This is a genomic window from Cytophagaceae bacterium (assembly GCA_016722655.1).
In the GTDB taxonomy this organism is placed as follows: domain Bacteria; phylum Bacteroidota; class Bacteroidia; order Cytophagales; family Spirosomataceae; genus Leadbetterella.
The window spans coordinates 638,236-654,728 of sequence record JADKIR010000005.1 but is presented as its reverse complement, the minus strand read 5'-3'; the positions used below and the strand labels follow the sequence as shown (position 1 = coordinate 654,728).

Annotated in this window: 13 protein-coding genes and 1 pseudogene; 8 read left to right on the top strand and 6 right to left on the bottom strand. The window is 37.3% G+C overall.

Going from position 1 to position 16,493, the window contains the following annotated elements; translation table 11 throughout:
* Positions 1–123: 123 nt before the first annotated feature.
* Positions 124–556 (top strand): annotated as a pseudogene (gene tnpA, locus IPP61_18780) (IS200/IS605 family transposase).
* Positions 557–886: 330 nt separating this feature from the next.
* Here the strand turns inward: tnpA and IPP61_18775 are convergent.
* From IPP61_18775 to alaS, 4 genes are all read right to left on the bottom strand, one after another.
* Positions 887–1,435, bottom strand: coding sequence for a hypothetical protein (locus tag IPP61_18775; GenBank protein MBL0327174.1), 549 nt, complete (start codon positions 1,433–1,435; stop codon positions 887–889).
* A 258-nt stretch (positions 1,436–1,693) separates the two neighbouring features.
* On the bottom strand, positions 1,694–3,400 hold the full coding sequence (locus IPP61_18770) for a GMC family oxidoreductase (protein ID MBL0327173.1): 1,707 nt from the start codon (positions 3,398–3,400) through the stop codon (positions 1,694–1,696).
* 30 nt (positions 3,401–3,430) lie between these two features.
* Positions 3,431–4,075 (bottom strand): gluconate 2-dehydrogenase subunit 3 family protein, encoded by a 645-nt coding sequence (locus tag IPP61_18765; GenBank protein ID MBL0327172.1) that lies wholly within the window; start codon positions 4,073–4,075, stop codon positions 3,431–3,433.
* A gap of 146 nt (positions 4,076–4,221) precedes the next feature.
* Positions 4,222–6,894, bottom strand: a complete 2,673-nt coding sequence (gene alaS, locus IPP61_18760) for an alanine--tRNA ligase (protein MBL0327171.1) — start codon at positions 6,892–6,894, stop codon at positions 4,222–4,224.
* Positions 6,895–7,026: 132 nt separating this feature from the next.
* Here alaS and IPP61_18755 point away from each other — a divergent pair, with 132 nt between their 5' ends.
* From IPP61_18755 to dprA, 3 genes are read left to right on the top strand one after another with little or no spacing between them, the layout of a single operon-like run.
* Entirely contained in the window at positions 7,027–8,415 is a 1,389-nt protein-coding gene (locus IPP61_18755; GenBank protein MBL0327170.1) for a leucine-rich repeat domain-containing protein, read from the top strand.
* Entirely contained in the window at positions 8,412–8,720 is a 309-nt protein-coding gene (locus IPP61_18750) for a MerR family transcriptional regulator (GenBank protein MBL0327169.1), read from the top strand. The genes IPP61_18755 and IPP61_18750 overlap by 4 nt, the downstream gene beginning before the upstream one ends.
* Before the next feature lie 5 nt (positions 8,721–8,725).
* Positions 8,726–9,838, top strand: a complete 1,113-nt coding sequence (gene dprA, locus IPP61_18745) for a DNA-protecting protein DprA (GenBank protein ID MBL0327168.1) — start codon at positions 8,726–8,728, stop codon at positions 9,836–9,838.
* Positions 9,839–9,840: 2 nt separating this feature from the next.
* Here dprA and IPP61_18740 read toward each other — a convergent pair whose 3' ends face one another.
* Both IPP61_18740 and IPP61_18735 read right to left on the bottom strand, forming a co-directional pair.
* A complete protein-coding gene (locus IPP61_18740) occupies positions 9,841–10,407 on the bottom strand; it encodes a hypothetical protein (GenBank protein MBL0327167.1) in 567 nt (188 codons plus the stop codon).
* A gap of 51 nt (positions 10,408–10,458) precedes the next feature.
* Positions 10,459–11,184 carry a hypothetical protein gene (locus IPP61_18735; GenBank protein ID MBL0327166.1) on the bottom strand — a complete coding sequence of 242 codons (726 nt, stop codon included), beginning with the start codon at positions 11,182–11,184 and terminating at the stop codon, positions 10,459–10,461.
* A 206-nt stretch (positions 11,185–11,390) separates the two neighbouring features.
* On the opposite strand from IPP61_18735, the gene IPP61_18730 reads away from it, so the two are divergent.
* The 4 genes from IPP61_18730 to IPP61_18715 all read left to right on the top strand — a co-directional run bounded on the left by IPP61_18730 (position 11,391) and on the right by IPP61_18715 (position 16,424).
* Complete coding sequence (locus IPP61_18730) at positions 11,391–13,682, top strand: GH92 family glycosyl hydrolase (GenBank protein MBL0327165.1); 2,292 nt, start codon at positions 11,391–11,393, stop codon at positions 13,680–13,682.
* Positions 13,683–13,762: 80 nt separating this feature from the next.
* Positions 13,763–15,787 (top strand): excinuclease ABC subunit UvrB, encoded by a 2,025-nt coding sequence (uvrB, locus tag IPP61_18725; GenBank protein MBL0327164.1) that lies wholly within the window; start codon positions 13,763–13,765, stop codon positions 15,785–15,787.
* A 96-nt stretch (positions 15,788–15,883) separates the two neighbouring features.
* Positions 15,884–16,135, top strand: coding sequence for a hypothetical protein (locus IPP61_18720; protein ID MBL0327163.1), 252 nt, complete (start codon positions 15,884–15,886; stop codon positions 16,133–16,135).
* Complete coding sequence (locus tag IPP61_18715) at positions 16,128–16,424, top strand: type II toxin-antitoxin system RelE/ParE family toxin (protein ID MBL0327162.1); 297 nt, start codon at positions 16,128–16,130, stop codon at positions 16,422–16,424. The genes IPP61_18720 and IPP61_18715 overlap by 8 nt, the downstream gene beginning before the upstream one ends.
* The last annotated feature ends 69 nt before the right edge of the window (positions 16,425–16,493 follow it).

Sequence of the window (16,493 nt, the reverse complement as noted above, 5' to 3'; positions counted from 1 at the left end):
GTTAGATAGAATTTTTGAAATATGTAAATATAGGTTTGATATTTTATTGGTCACAAATAAAGTTAAAACTATGCAATTTATTGCATCTCACTTTAGTTTCTAAAAATTTTGTAACTTTAAGTTATGGAATTTCAAAGAATAGGCGGACATACAGTATCCCGATTGACTGCACATATTGTATGGTCAACAAAGTATAGATATTCAGTTTTGGAAGGAGATATTAAGATACGTTGTCGAACAATTTTGATACAAATCTGTGAGGCAGAAGGAGTACAGATTTTGAAGGAGTTGTATCAAAGAATCATATTCATATGCATATAGAATATAGGCCATCGCAAGATTTGAGTACACTTGTAAAGTTATTAAAGGGCGTTCATCTAGGAAATTGCAAATGGAATTTCCGGAGTTAAAGAAAAGATATTGGGGGCGTCACTTTTGGGCCATAGGATTTGGTTGTTGGAGTACAGGTAATATTACAGATGAGATGGTAAATGAATATTTGGAACATCATAGAAATCCTGATTCTAATGACAATACAAATTTCATAGTTGAGTAGGCAGACTTTCAGTCTGTAAGAAAACTATGGACTTTTAGTCCATAGTGGTTTATTTTAAATCAATAAACCATTGAAAGAACCATTTACCTTGCGTTCAGAGACTCGGAACGAACGAAAAATTTATTGCTTTAATTCCCGCAAATTAATAAAGAACAGGTTCCAAAATTCCTTTTTTCTTGTAATAATCTTTGTTAAGGTTAAAATGTAATAATGTGGCTTTATTCAAATATACATATAATTCTTCTAAGCCATATTCTCTTCTTAGCTCTATTAGCTTAGAGGTATCTGTTGAGCAATTTTTCAATACTGCTTGACCATATTCATTGTAGATTAATTGGGTTCCAAATTTTTGTTTTTGATTAGAATTAATCTGAACTCTATCAAATAAATAAGCATAATTAGAGCGGTCGGTTCTTTTTTTTGTACAGATTTTTTCATTGAATTTAAAACTTTCTTTTGAAAATGAAGGTCAAAGTCTGAATGCTGTACGATTAGCCAAAAATTGAACGCTCCATTTTTTCCCAAACTAGAAGAATCTAGAAAACCGTATTTATAAAATAAATTTTTCAAAATTGAAGTATTCTGCCTAAAAACACTATCCTTAAAACTATTCCATCTGTCATTTGGGATTTCTATATAAGTTCCATTTGGGTTTGGCTTAACTAACTGCTGGTCAATTGTAACTAGTTTTTCTAAAATAATGTTAATATTTTCTTTCTCTTTTTTAATTATATGTGATTTTCTACACCCCATTAGGTTGTAGAAAATAAATACAATTAATATTTTTTTTAAAAGGGACATTCGTATCAACAGAGTCTCCGAAAGTGGCTCTGTGGTGTCGCTGAGCAGAAGTTTGTTTTTTAGTATTCTCAAAGCCATTCTATCGGATTTTTTAAGTTTTAAAAATATTGGAATTTATTGAATCTAAGTTAGAGATGATTGATGAATTTTGAAAGTAATGCTTTGGAGTTTTTTAGGAGTGAATATAAATTTGGATGAAGTTTCCGACTTGAATTTTTATGAAGCGAATTCATTTTGAAGCATTTAAACTTAGAAATCAAAATCCATTATGATTTTTGGGATATCCCAAAAAAAGCCCCCTTTCGGAGGCTTTTCAATATTTCAGGAAATGCAAAATTACAAATTCATCTTCTTCAACTCCTCTACCGCGAAATTGGCTGCACGGGCGGTGAGAGCCATGTAAGTGAGCGATGGGTTTACACATGAGGCAGAGGCCATTGCGGCTCCATCGGTCACAAATACGTTTGGAGCTCCCCAAACCTGGTTGTTTCCATTTAATACCGAAGTTTTAGCATCACGGCCCATTTTGGCAGTTCCCATTTCATGTATTCCGATACCGGGAGCTTTCTCTTTGTCATGATAGCTCATTACGTTTTTGGCTCCTGCTGCTTCAAGCATCGCTTTAGCTTCTGACTCCATGGCTTCACGCATTTTCCACTCATTTTCTCCCCAGGCAGCATCAAAATTGATAATAGGTAATCCCCATTTGTCTTTTTTGTCTGTCAATGTAAATCTGTTGGTAGGGTCGGGGAGGGTCTCGCCGAAGCCACCCAAATTAATAGTCCAGGGTCCCGGTTTGGTTTGTGATTCTTTTAAATCTGCTCCAAATGGAACATCCGCACCACCTCTTCCTCTTGAGGCACCTCCCTGGTAGCCAAATCCCCGAAGGAAATCCCTTTTGTCATTGCCCCAGTTGGTAAATCTCGGAACATATACCCCATTGGGTCTGCGACCATAATAATACATATCGTCAAATCCTTCAAACTGACCTTGGGCTCCTACACCCAAATGGTGGTCCATAATGTTTCGACCCAATTGGTCAGAGGCATTTCCCAGGCCGTTAGGGTGTGTTTTTGATTTTGACTGCATCATGATCCAGGCCGAATTGATGGCACTGGCATTGAGAAAGATGATTTTTGCAAAATACTCCACCTCTTGTTTGGTGTTTTGATCGATAGCTCTTACGCCTGTTGCTTTGCCTTTTTCATCATCAAAAATTACGGAATAAACGATTTTATCATTTATCAGCGTAAGATTTCCGGTTTTCATGGCTGCAGGTAATGTAGCCGACTGCGTACTGAAATACGCACCATAGGGGCATCCACGCATACACCTGTTGCGAAACTGGCATTGACCTCTGCCCAAAGCGTGCTGCTCAGGAGTAGACTTGGTAAGGTGAGCCACACGACCCACAATCAAATGCCTTCCGGGAAAATTCTTTTCAATTCCTTTTTTTACCTCCCTTTCCACACAGTTGAGCTCCATGGCAGGCTGAAAATAGGAATCAGGTAAAACATCCAGACCTTCTTTTGAGCCACTTATTCCGGCAAATTTCTCCACATATTCATACCATGGTGCCAGGTCTTTGTATCTAATCGGCCAGTCGGTACCTACACCTTCTTCAAGGTTGGCGGTGAAATCACGCTCGTTCCAACGGTAGGATTGACGACCCCAAAGCAGCGAACGGCCTCCGGTATGATATCCGCGAATCCAGTCAAAACGGCGGGTCTCTTCGAATGGATTATCTATATCTTTTTCAAAAAAATGACGGTGTTCCTCGTTAGCAGTATAACCTGTTCTTACACCCGCCCAATAATCTTTTCTAACCTGATTGTCAACCCGACCTCGATGCTCAAATTCCCAGGATTCTTTGTGGGCAGTAGTATAATCATGGATGTGTTTTACATCACGACCACGATCGATCATGAGAACTTTAAGACCTTTTTCAGTAAGTTCTTTTGCAGCCCAACCACCAGACACGCCGGAGCCGACCACTATGGCATCATAGGTAACTGAATCATTACCTTTTCCTTGTAAATTCATTGAAGTTTTTTTAATAAGTAAGGTTGATAATTAGATTGCGTAGGCTTTTTGTCCTGGTTTAAGAGGAATACAGCCTTCAAAGCGACCCGGAATCGGAATAAAATCCAAGGTTTTCGTAGCTCCGATTTCGGAAGTGAAGAAACCGAAAACGGTCAATTCTTTCATTAAAGTGAAGAATGGAACCGGAATTTCAACCTCATCTTTTTTCTTTTGTTGCTCTTTGGTAAGGCCACTTTCAGAATCAACTTCTTTGGCTTTTTTTGAAGCTTCATTGGTTTCTGATTCTTTTTTAGCCAAATCCACCATCGTATTCATTACTTTGGTTTTGTTTTCGGCTGAAAGTTTAACAAACCCTGAACCCAATTTTTTAGATTCTTCTTCAAGCTGATCCAGACCTTTAACGAAATGATTCTGCTGAACATCGGAATAGCAATCTTTCAACATTTTTTCAATAAAGGGGCCCACATTCGCATCTTTTGCACCGGGAGTGTCAGTTTTGGGGATAATTACCTCAGCTATTTCAGATACCAATGCCTGATAATCCTTGATGAGACTAAAATTAGTCCCTGCCGAGGAGGGAGACTTACAGCCCTCGAGCATAGCAACCAGAGTAGGTGCCGAAATGGCTCCTCCCATCATTATTGCCACACGTTGTAATGCAATTCTTCTATTCAATTGTTATAAAAATTAAGGTTGTCTAAAAAGTAATTCCAAAAAAATGCTTACTTACTGAAGCTTTTACAAATAAACTAAAAACTAATTTATTAAAAAAAATTAATATTCTAAAATTGACTTATAAAGGATAAAACGCAGGAATTTGCCTACGAAATATATGCCAATGCCTGTTTTATTGCTGCCTCCAATCCTGCGGCATCACTTCCACCGGCAGTGGCAAAATGAGGCTGACCGCCCCCGCCACCTTTCATGGCTTTGGCTGACTCTCTTACGATATTTCCGGCATGCAATTGTTTTTCTGCCAGGAGACTTTCGTCAATTAATACTGCAAGATTGGGTTTTTGATTGACAACCGCACCCAAAACTATATAACATTTACCCAAATCTTTCTTCAAATCATAAGCCAACTGACGCAAGGCATCGGCACTCGATACGGTTACTTTTTCGGCCATTACATTCACTCCATCAACATTTTTAGCTTTTGATAGAAGCTCCGTCTTCAGACCACTTAGTTTTTCATTTTCAAGGCTTTCTATTCTTTTTTGAAGCTGATTTTTTTCTTCAATCAATGCCTCAATGGCCTTTGGAAGGTCAGACGCTCCTTTGAGTAGCCCTCTGATGGCATCAAGGGTTTCGGTTTGAGATCGCATCAATTCCAGGGCTTTCTCTCCGGTTACGGCTTCTACTCTTCTTACACCTGCCGATACCGAACCTTCAGAAGTAAATTTGAAAAGTCCGATTTCACCTGTGGCAGGCACATGAGTACCCCCGCATAATTCCACCGAAAAGTCTGAACCATAAGTGATTACTCTCACAAAGTCACCGTATTTTTCACCGAAAGTCGCCGTTGCACCAAATTTCAAAGCCTCATTGATGGGCACATTGCGTTTCTCGTCCAGAGCAATATTTTCTCTGATTTTGGTATTTACAATATCTTCGATTTTTAACAATTCCTCGTCGGTTACTTTCGAAAAATGCGAAAAGTCAAAACGGGTCACTTCCTCATTTTGGAATGAGCCTCTCTGTGTAATATGTGTGCCCAAAACCTGACGCATAGCAGCCAGCATCAGGTGCGTAGCGGTATGGTTTTTCTTGATATTTTCTCTTCTGTTATTATTAATTTGGGCAAAAACCTCTATTGGATTTTGAGTTTGTTCCAGCACATCGGCCAATTTGGCATTTTTAGAAATATGCACAAAAAGGTCATTCTCTTTTTTGGTATCAATTACCTGTAATACATGTTTTTGACTACCTAATTCAAACGAAATTGTACCGGTGTCACCTACCTGTCCACCCAATTCAGCATAAAATGGCGTCTGATCCAAAACCACATGAAGTTCATCGCCGGTTTTAGTTTTTACCACCCGATATTTCATGAGCTGAGCATTGGATTCGGTGAAATCATAACCCAAAAACTCTACACCATCAACTTCTCCTAATTCTATCCAATCGGCAGCTTCTTTGCTTGCATCTTTGCGACTGCGGGCTTTTTGTTCGGCCAATGCACTCTTGAATCCTTCTTCATCAATCGAAAAACCTTTTTCTCTCGCAATCAAAGCAGTCAGGTCAACCGGAAAACCGAAAGTGTCGGAAAGTTCAAAAACAGTGTTTCCATCCAATATTTTTGAATCTTTGGTTTCTCCAAAAATATGATCCAGCCTTTTCAAACCCAATTCGAGGGTACGAAGAAAAGTCTTTTCTTCTTCCGAAATTACTCTGGTTACGAAATCTACCTGAGCTTTAAGTTCAGGAAACACAGCCGCAAACTGCTCAGCTAAAACCGGTACCAGTTTTGTCATAAACGGCTCTCTGAAGTCAAGATAAGAATAACCGTACCGAACGGCCCTTCTCAAAATTCTCCTAATTACGTAGCCGGCTTTGGCATTGGATGGCAGCTGGCCGTCGGCGATGGCAAAACTCACCGCCCGTAAGTGGTCGGCGATTACACGCATGGCTACATCCACATAGTTATCAGACCTAAGGGTTCCATTTACGCCGTATTTTTTGCCTGACATCTGCTCGATTACCTGAATGGTATTCTGGAAAATGTCCGTATCATAATTCGATTTTTTGCCCTGAATAGCCATGCAAAGTCTTTCAAAGCCCATGCCGGTGTCCACATGTTTGGCAGGCAATGGCAACAATGAGCCATCAGCTTTCCGCTCAAACTGCATAAATACGTTGTTCCAAATTTCTATAACTTGCGGATGATCCTTATTTACAAGTTCTTTTCCTGAAATCTCATCAATTTCCTCCTGATCACGTAGGTCAATATGAATCTCAGAACAAGGGCCACACGGTCCGATTTCACCCATTTCCCAGAAATTGTCTTTTTTATTTCCAAGAATAATGCGGTTTTCATCTCCGATTATTTCTTTCCAGATATCAAAAGCCTCCTGGTCAAAAGGTACGCCGTCTTTTTCATCTCCCTGAAATACCGAGACATAAATCCTTTCCTTTGGAAGTTTATAAACCTCAGTGAGCAATTCCCATGACCAATGAAGGGCTTCTTTTTTGAAATAATCGCCAAATGACCAGTTTCCCAGCATTTCAAACATAGTGTGGTGATAGGTATCAAAGCCAACTTCTTCGAGGTCATTGTGCTTGCCACTAACCCTCAGGCATTTTTGTGTATCGGCTATTCTGGTGCTTGGCGGGGTGCCATTGCCCAAAAAGAAATCCTTAAACTGAGCCATACCTGAGTTGTTAAACATCAGAGTAGGGTCGTTTTTGGCAACCAATGGAGCAGAAGGAACAATCAGGTGGCCTTTACTGATGAAAAAATCTAAAAATGCCTTACGAATCTGGTGCGAGGTCATACTATATTAATTGATTTCCTTAAAAATGAGCCGCAAAATTAGCTTTTTTCAATCTTTTTTAGAAGAAAAGATTCATCTTTCTTTGTATAACTAAAATAATAGTTATATTTTTAAGGAAAAACTATCAGAGGAATGAGGACAAAACTCACATTATTCTTTTTTCTAACTATTCTTCAATTTGCCTTTTCGCAGAAAATAATTTTCAAGGATACTTCAGCGGTAGAGAATAAACATTTATCCAAAGCCCAATTTGAAGAAGATAAAACCTTGAAAATCAAAATAGCTCTGAATTTTGGAAAGTTACTGAGGAGAGAGTTAGTCAAAACCGATACTTATGAGCAATTCTCAAGTTCTGATTATTTAAATTATGAGTTGTATTTCAATGATTTACAAAAAGTTGATTCGGTTGAATTTCATTTAAGCTCTATGCAAATTAACCCCTCCGGAAATAGCCGCTCGATTTCAAATAATAAGGCTGATTTTACTGATATCCAAAAAGTGATTTTGGAAAAAGCAGTAAAAAATTGTTTGAATGAATATAAAAATAAAACAGAGTTATTAAGGCCAATTGTGGTTTCCGGAAGTATTATGTTAAATTTTAATAATAAACCCGGAGCAAAGACAGTAGAAGAATATCTGGCAGGTTTGAATTCCGATGTAAAAGAAATTAATCTTTCAGGATATGGTTTGAAAAAACTTCCAGGCGGGGTTTATAATTTTAAAAAACTTGAGAATCTCAACTTAAGCAAAAATCAGATTTCGGAACTGAAAATAAATACCCGGAAAATCCCTCATTTAAAAACTTTGGATTTAAGTGATAATTATTTAAGTGACAAGTCGTTGAAGATCAGGAAGAATTCTTCTGTTAAAGTGCTGAATCTTACCGAAAATGGCATAGATAATTTGAATAAAAAATGGCTGAAAAATAAAAATATGACTGATTTGGTTTTGGCCAATAATTCAATTTCGACTTTTTCTTCAAAAAATATCAGGTATTTCAAAAAAATTCAGGTGCTGAATCTCTATAATAATTATGTAAATACCTTGCCTGAAAATTTTGGTGAACTAAATAAACTTCAGATTTTGGATCTTTATCACAACAATCTCAGAGATTTGCCGGTAAGTTTTTCCAAATTAGAATCACTTCAAACATTGGCGGTTTCCAATAACAAACTTTGGGATTTTCCGGCCGGTTTTTCAAATTTAATAAACCTTAAAACGCTTTATGCCCACCATAACAAACTGAGCAATCTTCCCGAAATCCCACCAAATCTTGAGCTTTTGGATTTAGGATTTAACATGGTAAAAACCCTGCCTGCGGGTCTCAAAAATTGCGTTTCTTTAACCGATTTGGATGTTTCCAATAATCAGCTTTCGGGTAATTTTGGGGTTTTGAAAGAGTTAAATTCCTTAAAACTTTTATATATTTTGACCAATAATTGGGAGGCAAATGAAGGAGAGATGTCGGAACTCAAACAAATTATTGTAGATTTGAGAAAAAAATCTGTCCAAGTTAAATGAAGCTTTTTTTTACCACAGAAGAAGTTGCCGGCCATCTTAATTTGCCATTACCTACTTTGGAATTTTACATTAAAACCTTTAATGTGAAAATACAAAAGGTGGGGAAAAATCGTCGTTATTCGCATACTGACCTTGATAAACTCCAAAAAATTGTAAATTTGATTCAGGTTGAAGGGTACACATTGGAAGGTGCAAGGGAGAAATTAAAAGAGAAAAAAATAGAAAAGGACAATAAAAAAGAAGTAATTGTAAGATTAAAAGAAATAAAAAAAAGCCTTGAATGGCTCAGTGAATCAATCGAATAAATTCTATGCAGCACGAAATTCTACACGAAATTGCCCTCAGTAAAATCGAAGGAGTAGGAGGGGTGGTTTTTAAACATTTATTAAATGCTTTTGGCTCAGCAGAAGAGGTTTTGAAAGCTGGTACACAAAAAGTCATGAAAGTCCCCAATGTGGGTAAAAGCATTGTAGAAGGATTAAAAAAAGCCGATGAAGCCCTCATAGAAGCCGAATCGGTAATAAAACAATGTGAGAAGCTTGGAGTTAAAATAGTTTCCTTCAAAAATCCTGATTACCCTCCCAGACTTAAAAATCTTTTTGACGCTCCCGCTATTTTATATTTTAAAGGAAAGGGGAATCTGGATTACGCACGTAGTCTGGCGATAGTAGGTACACGTGATTCAACTGAATACGGCAAAAAAAGTACAGAGGAAATTGTAAGTCAACTCAAAGAGTATAATGTTCAGATTGTTAGTGGGTTGGCTTATGGAATTGACGTAGCGGCTCACAAAGCCGCATTGAAAAATGGACTCTCCACTGTGGGTGTTTTGGCCAATAGTCTGGATGATGTTTATCCCAAAAGCCATCTGAAAGTAGCGAAAGAAATGGAAGAGTCAGGACTTTTGATCTCTGAACAACCCCTCAATACTCGTACCATGCCCCAGTTTTTTGTTGCCAGAAATCGGATCATTGCCGGGCTGGCTGATGCCGTAATTGTGGTAGAATCTGGCAGGAAAGGTGGCTCGATGGTCACTGCCGAATACGCCAATAATTACAACAGGGAAGTGTTTGCTATTCCCGGGGGCATTTTTCAAAAACATTCTGAAGGTCCAAACTATTTGGTTTCCAACAATAAAGCCCAGATTTTTACAAATGTGGAGGACTTTGTTAGTTGGATGAAATGGGATGAAGATTTGAGCTCATTTTCTGGTAAAAATCTAAAAACTGAAATTGACTTGTCTCATTTTTCTCAGGAAGAAAGTGCGGTTTTAAGTAAGCTCATGCACAATGGCGATATGCTGATTGATGAAATAAGCTGGCAAACCGGAATTTCTTTAAATAAACTTGCCTCAATATTATTAAATCTTGAGTTTCAGGATTTGGTAAAACAAAGTCCGGGGAAAAAATTTGGTTTAAAATAAATCTATCTTCTGAAAATCTTGATTCGACTAAAAGCCCAGGCGAAAAGGGCGATAAATAATAAAATGATGTTGTAAAGTGTAGCTCCCCACTTTGTTAAACTGCAATAAGAGCTAATTTTTACCAGTGCTTGATTAATGTCTGGAAAAGAAATTATCATCCAGGAAATCCCCAAATTTTCAAATAAATCAAAGAGTCCAACCACAAATGGGAAAAGATTGAATAATCTGAAATAGTGATTTTGTGAAAATGATAATTTCAGAAAATAGCTTAATATCAAACTAAATGAAATACTGTAGATAATAGCATAAATACTGTCTATCAGGAGGTTGATTATCAGATAAATATTTCTTCCTTTTGTGCCCAGAAAATTTAAATATTGGGTAACAAGTTCAGACTTAAATCCAAACCGAAACTCTAAAGCCGGCATTGTACCGGAAGCATCAAGCAAAGAATATGACTTTGGCAAAATAAACATGCCAATTATCAACTGAGCCGCAAACGCTAAAAAAAGGTTTCTTGGGCTGGTTTGGTTAAGCCAGAAATGCGAGAATCGTTTTAAATAAATCAATTTGGAGCAGAATTATTTCATACCCCAAATTAAATTAAAAATTTGCCTCGATTAAAGGTTTATTCCTAAAGAAAAACCAAAATTTGGTCTTACTCCTTCTCTGATTACAAAAGTTTCAATTGCATCGGTGGTCACGTAAGAATAACCGTAATTACCACCCTGAGGGCTATTGTCTGCGATGATATTTTTTGAAATAAACTTCACACCACCGCCGATGAAAGTGTCGATATACATATTTTGAAACAGTGTAAACTGCATGCCTATGTTTACATTTGGAAATGCCGAAAGATAGCTGGTTTTGCCATTGTTAATATACAAAACGGGATCAATGGCTTGGCCGGCCTGGTTGTAATTCATTGAATAATAACCGTTATCGTAGTTGTTGTAATTATAATCAAGTTTTAACCCAGGTGCCAGATACACTCCAAATTTTACTTTTTCATTATTAAAACCATATTTTTCACCGGACTGAAAAGCAGGAACATAAAACCTTCTGTCAACCCAAACCGAAGCCCCCTGCCACTTATTAAATTGCTCATAGGTAGTGCTGCTTCCGTAATAATTATTGTCTGATTCTTTATTTACATACCTGATCCCCAGACCAATAACTGTACTTTTGGTATTTTCCTTATTAAAAATCTCCTGACTCAGATTAAATGATCCGGTTATCAGACTGAAAGGATGATATTTGAAGATTTTGGTACGTTTTTGTTCCTGAGCCATCAGATTTATGCTCAAAAAAAGAATCAGAGAGAGAATTGTAGTGGTCTTTTTCATAATAATTTGTTGTTTTTTTGATAAAATACTAACGAAAAACAAAAGGAAAAATTTCAATTTAACCCTTTGAAAATTTCTTTTATTTAACAAATCAAAATTAAGCAAATAATTCTAAAAGGTTTATTATTTTATTTGTTATTCCAATTGAAAAACGGTCTCGAATATAAAATTATGAGCTATTTTTATCTTTTAAAAACTGCTTTTTAATGAAGAAAATATTATTCGGCTTATTATTAGTCTCTTACCTGGCTTTTCCTCAAAATAAAATCAACTATGTTGACCCATTTATTGGAACGGCTAAAATGGGGCACACTTTTCCGGGAGCAACTGTTCCTTTTGGAGCTGTACAATTGAGCCCCGATACTGATACCGTTTCTTATGAGTTAAATGGAAAATATAATCCCGAAGTCTATACTTTTTGTGCCGGTTACCGGTATCAGGACCCCACCATCGTCGGTTTTAGTCACTCGCACTTCAGTGGTACCGGACATTCAGATTTAGGAGATATTTTGGTGATGCCAATAACCGGGAAACTATTGATGAATCCCGGAACAGCCGATAAGCCTGAAAATGGCTTTCGGTCAAGATTTAGTCACAAAAATGAAGTGGCAGAGCCCAATTATTATAAAGTGCTGCTGGAAGATGACAATATTTTAGCCGAAATGACCACCAGCACAAGGGTTGGTTTTCATCACTATACTTTTCCCAAAAAGGAGGAAGCTCATATTATTCTGGATTTGACTTCCGGAATTTACAATTATGAAGATAAAAATGTATGGACGGTCGTAAGGGTGATCAATGACAGCACTTTGACAGGTTACCGCCAAACTACAGGCTGGGCAAGAACCCGCACAGTTTATTTTACTATGACTTTTTCGAAGCCTTTTAAGTCTTACGGAAGTAATAATTACGAAAGTCAGCAAGTTTACCGAGGTTTTTGGAGGAAATTTAATCAACAGGAAAACTTCCCTGATCTGGCAGGAAGGCAACTAAGAATGCATTTTGATTTTGATGTGGAAGCCGGTGAAAAAGTAATGGCAAAAGTGGCCTTATCGCCGGTGAATATGTCGGGTGCTTCGGCAAATTTAAATGCAGAAATCCCACATTGGAATTTTGAAAAAACTAAGACAGATGGTCAGAATTTATGGGAAAAAGAATTGAGTAAAATTGATGTTAAATTGCCTTCTGAAAAAGATTTGATCAATTTTTATACAGCCATGTATCACGCTGCATTGATGCCAACAGTTTATATGGATGTAGATGGAAAATATAAAGGATTGGACCACGAAATTCATCAGGCTTCAGGATATACCAATTATTCATCGTTTTCGCTCTGGGATACTTTTCGGGCTTTCCATCCCTATCTCAACATTGTAAATCCATCCCGAAATGCCGATATGGTTAAAAGTATGATGGAGCACTACTATCAAAGTGCTCTGAAAATGCTTCCGATTTGGTCACATTATGCCAATGATAACTGGTGCATGAGTGGCTACCATAGTGTTTCTGTGGTGGCTGATGCCATTTTGAAAGGAGTATATAAAGGAGATGCAAACGAGGCACTCGCTGCCTGTGTAAATACCGCCCGGCAAAGAAAATACGAAGGAATTGGTGATTACATGGATATGGGATATGTTCCTTCCGATATAAATAGCACTTCGGTTTCTAATACACTTGAATATGCATACGATGATTGGTGTATAGCTCAATTGGCGAAATATTTAGGAAATAATGTGATTTTTGAGGAATTTCAGAAACGTTCAGAAAACTGGAAAAATGTGTATGATTCCAGATTGGGTTTTATGAGACCAAAATTGGCTGACGGAAATTTCAGACAAAAATTTGATGTGTTGGAGACTCATGGTCAGGGTTTTATTGAAGGAAACGCATGGAATTACAGTTTGTATGTTCCTCATAACCCGGAAGGATTAATGAAAACAATGGGAGGAGAGGCCCGGTTTTCGAGATATTTGGATTCACTTTTTACGATGCATTTACCTGATGAGTTTTTTGCAAATACTGAAGATATTACCAGGGAAGGGATAATCGGGAACTATGTGCATGGAAATGAGCCTGCACATCATGTGGCTTATTTGTACAACATTACCTCAAAACCATGGAAAACTCAGGAAACCATCAGGATGATTCTAAGTAATCAATATGCCAATGGCCCAGACGGACTTCGCGGCAATGATGATTGTGGTCAAATGAGTGCCTGGTACTTGTTTAGCAGTTTGGGTTTTTATCCTGTTTCACCGGGTTCAGATGAGTATTGGATTGGAAGTCCGCTGGTACATGAGGCAAAAATCAACCTTGAAAATGGAAAAACTTTTTCGATAGAAAGTGTAAATCCAGGTGAGAAAAATGTTTATATTCAAAAAATACTTTTTAATGGCCAGCCGGTAAATAATTTGAGAATCAAACATTCTGATATAAGTGGCGGAGGCAAAATTCAGTTTTTTATGACTTCAAATAAACCGAAGAACAAAAACAAATAGCTTTAGCCAAACTATTTAGCAATCAGAACTCAAACCTCCAAAAACCTGTTTTTTCTTTATATTTGGGCAAAATTTGAATTATGGAATATAGGCTTACTTCTCTTTTTCAACCAACCGGGGACCAACCTCAAGCTATCGAGCAGTTGATTCATTCCATAAATTCAGGTGAAAAAGCTTCAGTACTTCTGGGGGTGACAGGTAGTGGAAAGACATTTACCATCGCTAATGTAATTGCTGAGGTCGATAAGCCAGTTCTTATTTTAAGTCATAATAAAACTTTGGCTGCACAGCTTTATGGCGAATTTAAGCAGTTTTTTCCTGATAATGCTGTTGAATATTTTATCTCTTATTACGATTATTATCAGCCCGAAGCCTTTATTGCGTCAACCAATACTTATATAGAAAAAGACCTGATGATCAATCAGGAAATTGAAAAACTCAGGTTAAGTACAGTGTCTTCTTTGATGTCTGGTCGTAGAGATATTATTGTAGTGGCTTCTGTATCATGTATTTATGGTGCGGGGAATCCCAATGAGTTCAGAGACAGTATCGTAAAAGTAAATGTAGGCGATAATATCACCCGAAATAAATTCCTTTATTCTCTGGTTCAGATTTTATATTCCCGTACCGAAATTGAGTTTTCGAGAGGGACTTTTCGTGTAAAAGGCGATACGGTCGATATTTTTCCCGGATATGCTGACTTTGCTTATAGGGTAATTTTTTGGGGAGATGATATTGAGGAAATTCAAATGATTGAGCCTCATAGTGGAAAGAAAGTTAAGAATGAGGATAAAATTGTGGTCTTTCCTGCCAATTTGTTTGTAACAGGAAAAGACGTAATGCAAGCTGCTATCAAAGACATTCAGGATGACATGGTGGCCCAAATCAAATATTTTGAGAGTGATGGTAGGGTTATGGAGGCTCAAAGGATTCAGGAACGCACCGAATTTGACCTCGAAATGATGCGGGAGCTGGGTTATTGTTCAGGAATTGAGAATTATTCCAGATATTTTGATAAAAGAAAACCCGGTGATCGTCCATTTTGCCTGTTAGATTATTTTCAGGATGATTTCCTGCTCATTGTAGATGAAAGTCACGTGAGTATGCCTCAGATACGTGCCATGTATGGAGGTGACCGTTCTCGTAAAACCTCACTTGTTGAATATGGTTTCCGACTGCCTTCTGCTTTAGACAACCGCCCATTGACGTTTCAGGAATTCGAAAATCTTGTTCCACAGACCATTTTCGTAAGTGCCACACCTGCCGATTATGAGCTCAATCTCAGTGGCGGTGTTGTAGTAGAGCAGATTATCCGGCCAACAGGATTACTTGACCCGGAAATTGATGTGAGGCCAAGTTTGAACCAAATTGATGATTTACTCGAAGAAATCAACGACCGAATAAAAAAAGATGAAAGGGTTTTGGTTACCACTTTAACCAAACGCATGGCTGAAGAACTCAGCAAATATTTGGATAGGGTAGGAATAAAAGGACGCTACATACACTCGGAGGTGAAAACCATGGAAAGGGTGGAAATATTGAGAGAATTGAGATTGGGAGTAATTGATGTTTTGGTTGGTGTGAACTTACTGCGGGAAGGCCTCGATTTGCCTGAAGTTTCTCTTGTAGCCATTATGGATGCCGACAAAGAGGGTTTTCTTAGAGATATTCGTTCATTGATACAGACCATTGGTCGTGCAGCACGTAACTCCAACGGTAAAGTAATCATGTATGCCGACCGCATCACAGGTTCTATGAGCAAGGCCATTGACGAAACCAACCGTCGCCGGATGATACAGATGGAATACAATGAAAAACATGGCATAACTCCAACTACGATTTTGAAAAGTAAGGAAGCGATCATGGAGCAGACATCTATTGCCGACTTCAAACCAAGTACTAAAGGTTATTATGTTGAACCTGACCGGGTAAGCATTGCTGCTGATCCAATCATTGGTTACATGACCAAACCGCAACTTCAGGCTCTGTTAGAAGAAACCAAAAAGAAAATGGAAAAAGCCGCCTCAGAGTTTGACTTCCTGCAAGCCGCCCGTTTCCGTGATGAGATGAAAGAGATTAAGGAAAAAATGGGAGTGGGGGTGTGAGTTGTGATTTTTTTTAGATTAAAAATCAAAAAAATGTGTCCTGGGATTAAATATTTTAACAGTTTTTTATAATTTCATTCCGAAATATTGTTAAAAATGACAGCTACAGAGTTAAAAGTTGACTTGTATCGAATAATCGAAAATCTTAAATTAGACCAGTTAAATGAAATTTCTGGACTGATAAAGAACTACGTTCATAGTAGTAGTGATGAAGAAGCAGAATGGAATAGTATGTCAGATATACAAAAAGAAGGCCTTTTGCAGGCAAAATATAGCATTCAAAAAAATAATGGGACTATTCATACCGAAGTAATGAAACAATTCAGGCAAAAGATTAAAAATGACTAAAGAAGTTTATTGGTCAGATGATTCAAAAAAGGATTTTAACGAAATTATTGAATTTATACAATACCAATGGAATCAACAGATTGTTAGTGATTTCCTAGACAAAATAGACCATTTAATATTTCAAATTAGTAAAAATCCTAAAACTTTTCCGCTTATAAATCGTGAGTTTGGGATTCGGAAATGTGTGATTTCAAAACATAATTCAATTTTTTACACAGAGGAAGACAAAAAAGTCTTCATCCTAAGGGTATTTGCCAATAGAAAGGATCCCGATAAAATAAAGTTCTAAAAAGATGCTTTTTTAAAAATTCCTCTGTCAAATATTTATTTAAATTTATAATTTCACTTATTTTATCCT

Bases quoted from the DNA above. Each gene is read 5' to 3' on its own strand.
- IPP61_18775 (MBL0327174.1), bottom strand. From the start codon at position 1,435: ATGGCTTTGAGAATACTAAAAAACAAACTTCTGCTCAGCGACACCACA.
- IPP61_18715 (MBL0327162.1), top strand. From the start codon at position 16,128: ATGACTAAAGAAGTTTATTGGTCAGATGATTCAAAAAAGGATTTTAAC.
- IPP61_18730 (MBL0327165.1), top strand. From the start codon at position 11,391: ATGAAGAAAATATTATTCGGCTTATTATTAGTCTCTTACCTGGCTTTT.
- IPP61_18755 (MBL0327170.1), top strand. From the start codon at position 7,027: ATGAGGACAAAACTCACATTATTCTTTTTTCTAACTATTCTTCAATTT.
- IPP61_18750 (MBL0327169.1), top strand. From the start codon at position 8,412: ATGAAGCTTTTTTTTACCACAGAAGAAGTTGCCGGCCATCTTAATTTG.
- dprA (MBL0327168.1), top strand. From the start codon at position 8,726: ATGCAGCACGAAATTCTACACGAAATTGCCCTCAGTAAAATCGAAGGA.
- IPP61_18735 (MBL0327166.1), bottom strand. From the start codon at position 11,184: ATGAAAAAGACCACTACAATTCTCTCTCTGATTCTTTTTTTGAGCATA.
- IPP61_18720 (MBL0327163.1), top strand. From the start codon at position 15,884: ATGACAGCTACAGAGTTAAAAGTTGACTTGTATCGAATAATCGAAAAT.
- alaS (MBL0327171.1), bottom strand. From the start codon at position 6,894: ATGACCTCGCACCAGATTCGTAAGGCATTTTTAGATTTTTTCATCAGT.
- uvrB (MBL0327164.1), top strand. From the start codon at position 13,763: ATGGAATATAGGCTTACTTCTCTTTTTCAACCAACCGGGGACCAACCT.
- IPP61_18770 (MBL0327173.1), bottom strand. From the start codon at position 3,400: ATGAATTTACAAGGAAAAGGTAATGATTCAGTTACCTATGATGCCATA.